Annotated in this window: 1 tRNA gene and 2 rRNA genes (1 of these 3 cut by a window edge); all 3 read left to right on the top strand. The window is 50.9% G+C overall.

The features are described from left to right. The first annotated feature begins 212 nt into the window (after positions 1 to 212). Positions 213 to 1,703 (top strand): 16S ribosomal RNA (locus CSQ79_RS26730). Between the two features lie 116 nt (positions 1,704 to 1,819). Next, positions 1,820 to 1,893: transfer RNA gene (locus CSQ79_RS26735), tRNA-Ile, on the top strand. A gap of 287 nt (positions 1,894 to 2,180) precedes the next feature. After that, positions 2,181 to 2,500, top strand: a 23S ribosomal RNA gene (locus CSQ79_RS26740); it runs 2,561 nt beyond the window's last position. Together the 16S and 23S rRNA genes with 1 tRNA gene alongside form the textbook arrangement of a ribosomal RNA operon.

The raw sequence follows: 2,500 nt of genomic DNA on the forward strand, positions 1-2,500 counted from the left end.
TTGACAATATCGATTGAGGTTAGATATATTAGTAAAGCGCCAGAAGGAAAGGCGAGCGCAAAGCGCCTCCGGAAGGGCAACTGAACCAAGAAAAGAATAATAGTTTGAAAGCCAAATAAAGCACATCAAGTCTTCGTCAAAACAACTCTTAGATGATAAGAGTCCGGATTGCGAAACAGAAAGTAGCAGTCAAGGACAAAACTCTGTTGAATAAAACGGAGAGTTTGATCCTGGCTCAGGATGAACGCTGGCGGTATGCTTAACACATGCAAGTCGAACGAAGTCTTAGGACTTAGTGGCGGACGGGTGAGTAACGCGTGAGAATCTGGCTTTAGGACGGGGATAACCACTGGAAACGGTGGCTAAGACCCGATATGCCGAGAGGTGAAAGTATTTTTAGCCTAGAGGGGAGCTCGCGTCTGATTAGCTAGTTGGTGGGGTAAGAGCCTACCAAGGCGACGATCAGTAGCTGGTCTGAGAGGATGATCAGCCACACTGGGACTGAGACACGGCCCAGACTCCTACGGGAGGCAGCAGTGGGGAATTTTCCGCAATGGGCGAAAGCCTGACGGAGCAATACCGCGTGGGGGAGGAAGGCTCTTGGGTTGTAAACTCCTTTTCTCAGGGAAGAACACAATGACGGTACCTGAGGAATCAGCATCGGCTAACTCCGTGCCAGCAGCCGCGGTAATACGGAGGATGCAAGCGTTATCCGGAATCATTGGGCGTAAAGCGTCCGCAGGTGGCATTTCAAGTCTGCTGTCAAAGGTCGGGGCTTAACTCCGAACAGGCAGTGGAAACTGAGAAGCTAGAGTGCGGTAGGGGCAGAGGGAATTCCTGGTGTAGCGGTGAAATGCGTAGAGATCAGGAAGAACACCGGTGGCGAAAGCGCTCTGCTAGGCCGCAACTGACACTCAGGGACGAAAGCTAGGGGAGCGAATGGGATTAGATACCCCAGTAGTCCTAGCTGTAAACGATGGATACTAGGCGTTGCTTGTATCGACCCAAGCAGTGCCGGAGCTAACGCGTTAAGTATCCCGCCTGGGGAGTACGCACGCAAGTGTGAAACTCAAAGGAATTGACGGGGGCCCGCACAAGCGGTGGAGTATGTGGTTTAATTCGATGCAACGCGAAGAACCTTACCAGGGCTTGACATGCCCGGAATCTTGGGGAAACTCAAGAGTGCCTACGGGAACCGGGACACAGGTGGTGCATGGCTGTCGTCAGCTCGTGTCGTGAGATGTTGGGTTAAGTCCCGCAACGAGCGCAACCCTCGTTTTTAGTTGCCAGCATTAAGTTGGGCACTCTAGAAAGACTGCCGGTGACAAACCGGAGGAAGGTGGGGATGACGTCAAGTCAGCATGCCCCTTACGCTCTGGGCTACACACGTACTACAATGCTATGGACAAAGGGCAGCAAGAATGCGAATTCAAGCAAATCCCATAAACCATGGCTCAGTTCAGATCGCAGGCTGCAACTCGCCTGCGTGAAGGCGGAATCGCTAGTAATCGCCGGTCAGCCATACGGCGGTGAATACGTTCCCGGGCCTTGTACACACCGCCCGTCACACCATGGAAGCTGGCCACGCCCGAAGTCGTTACCCTAACCGCTTGCGGAGGGGGATGCCGAAGGCAGGGCTGGTGACTGGGGTGAAGTCGTAACAAGGTAGCCGTACCGGAAGGTGTGGCTGGATCACCTCCTTTTTAGGGAGACCTACCCAACAGTTGTTGTGGAAACAACAATTGTCAGGTCAACCAAGGTCGTTCGAGGATTGATGTGAGGCTTTCAAACTAGAGTTCGGTTCAGAGAAACCGAGTCGGGGCTATTAGCTCAGGTGGTTAGAGCGCACCCCTGATAAGGGTGAGGTCCCTGGTTCGAGTCCAGGATGGCCCACCTGAAAGTAATTTCACAGCAGTGAGAAGACAAGTTAAATTGAGTTTAAAAAGTTTAGCTTCAGTTTATTGACGTCTTAGAGCGAAAGTGATAAGCTAGGAAAGTTGAGAAAATTCAGCACTGAGGCGAAAAGCCAAGCTGCTGGAGCATCTCCAGCCAGAACCTTGAAAACTGCATAATCATGCCAATTAAAATAATTGCAGGTAGGTCAAAATAACTAATGCAAAATCAGCTTAGTTAAAGATCCTATAAGCCTAAATAACAACCACTGACATAGCAATAGAAGTGGTCAAGCTAATTAGGGCTGATGGTGGATACCTAGGCACACAGAGGCGAAGAAGGACGTGGCAACCGACGAAATACTCCGGGGAGTTGGAAGCAAGCAGTGAGCCGGAGATGTCCGAATGGGGCAACCCTATGTACTGCCGACTGAATATATAGGTCGGAAAGAGCCAACCCAGCGAACTGAAACATCTTAGTAGCTGGAGGAAGAGAAAGAAAACTCGATTCCCTAAGTAGTGGTGAGCGAACGGGGAACAGCCTAAACCAGAGGATTTATCTTCTGGGGTAGTGGGACAGCGATATGGAATCAGAGTGTTAGACGAAG

This window comes from Gloeocapsopsis sp. IPPAS B-1203 (assembly GCF_002749975.1).
Lineage (GTDB): Bacteria > Cyanobacteriota > Cyanobacteriia > Cyanobacteriales > Chroococcidiopsidaceae > Gloeocapsopsis.